Source organism: Okeania sp. SIO2B9, from assembly GCF_010672505.1.
Taxonomy (GTDB): Bacteria; Cyanobacteriota; Cyanobacteriia; order Cyanobacteriales; family Microcoleaceae; genus Okeania; species Okeania hirsuta.
Genome location: NZ_JAAHGK010001629.1, coordinates 1 through 1,394, shown reverse-complemented (window position 1 = coordinate 1,394; position 1,394 = coordinate 1). Strand labels below are relative to the sequence as shown.

Genomic DNA, 1,394 nt, shown 5'->3' with positions numbered 1-1,394 from the left:
GAAATAGGCAGAGAAGTTAACCATCAATGGGGAAAAGGTCTAGAAGCAGAACAACTTTTAGACCAATTTATTCGGGATAATCTCTTATCTAATTTTAAATACTTTAGTATCCTACAACCTATTTACGACCTTCGTATTTTTCAAAACTTGAGTAAATATCCTGAAGTTATTCCGAAAATTCATTCCTGTAATATTAAAAAACCTTGGTGTAAAAAATGCCCGAAATGTGCCTATGTTTGGTTAGGGTTAATGGCTTTTTGTCAGACAGATATTGTTGATGAAGTTTTTCAGGTAAATTTATTTGATGATGAAGATTTACTGCCGATTTTTCAAGCAATGATAGGTTTATCAACCCATACTCCCTTTGAATGTATTGGCGAAATTGATGAAAGTCGTTTGATGATGAAAAAATGTCTGGAAAAAGGTTTATCTGGTAAAGCATTAAATATGTTTGCTGAAGAAGTTTTATCGGATACTAGAATTGACTGGGAAAAAATAGAATATAAATATAATTCTGTGTATGAAAAAGAACACGCAATCCCGGACTGGTTATTTGAAAAGACTAAAGAAAAATTGTAAATTTAATTGAGAGTAGGGAGTAGGGAGTAGGGAGTAGGGATAGGGTTCGACCGAATAAAATATCCTCAGTCTTTTCCTATAATCCTTACAAACATTTTATTACTTAATAACTGAAGTCTTGAGGAAATATCGCGTGATTTTTGGGAATTGACATAATCAGTAATCAAAGGTAGAGGAAAAAATAGAAAAAATGATGATGGATAGTTTACAAAAATCAGTGATCGCTAACTTTATCTCAGACCCAAAACTCAAGCTCGTCAAACTTAATGAGCAAGAATATATGGAGGGACTAATTGCTTATCGCAGTCAGCAAAATGAACAAGAAATAATCCTTGAAGCTACATTTCAGGCCATAGAAAAATATAAGTCTTCAGAAGAAAGTTACACTATTTTGAGTATAGGTTGTGGCAGTGGAATTTTTGAGAAACCTTTTTTGACAAAGCTGCTTGAGTTGAACAAATCTATTCATTTTTTGGAGTAGACCCAAACAAAGTAGAATGTGCAAAAACACAAGAATGGTGTCAGGAACTTAGCAGATTTAAACCAGAGAAATTTAGATTTAAAATTCATCCGGTTAAATTGGAAAAATTTGAATCATCCCAAAGTTTTGACATCATTCTATTAATTTATTCATTTTACTATTTTTCAGAAATTGAATCCTCTTTTGAGAAAATTCACGAACTTCTGAGAGAAGAAGGGATAGCAATTATTGTAATAGCCATAAAAACAGAAATAAGCGAACCTTATTACTATGTAAATCAGCATTGATCTTTGATCAAGTCGCTGATTTACATAGTAATAAGGTTCGCTTATTA

At 32.1% G+C, this 1,394-nt stretch carries 3 protein-coding genes; all 3 read left to right on the top strand.

Annotated features, from left to right (window positions below; genetic code table 11):
- The coding region (locus F6K13_RS33235; RefSeq protein WP_353735754.1) for a hypothetical protein at positions 1 to 579 on the top strand (579 nt) is incomplete at its 5' end.
- A 190-nt stretch (positions 580 to 769) separates the two neighbouring features.
- Positions 770 to 1,060, top strand: coding sequence for a hypothetical protein (locus F6K13_RS33230; RefSeq protein WP_287240754.1), 291 nt, complete (start codon positions 770 to 772; stop codon positions 1,058 to 1,060).
- The gene (locus F6K13_RS35665) at positions 1,039 to 1,347 is read left to right on the top strand and encodes a class I SAM-dependent methyltransferase (RefSeq protein WP_353735755.1); all 309 of its coding nucleotides are present in this window, start codon (positions 1,039 to 1,041) and stop codon (positions 1,345 to 1,347) included. Before F6K13_RS33230 ends, F6K13_RS35665 begins: the two co-directional genes overlap by 22 nt.
- Positions 1,348 to 1,394: the final 47 nt, after the last annotated feature.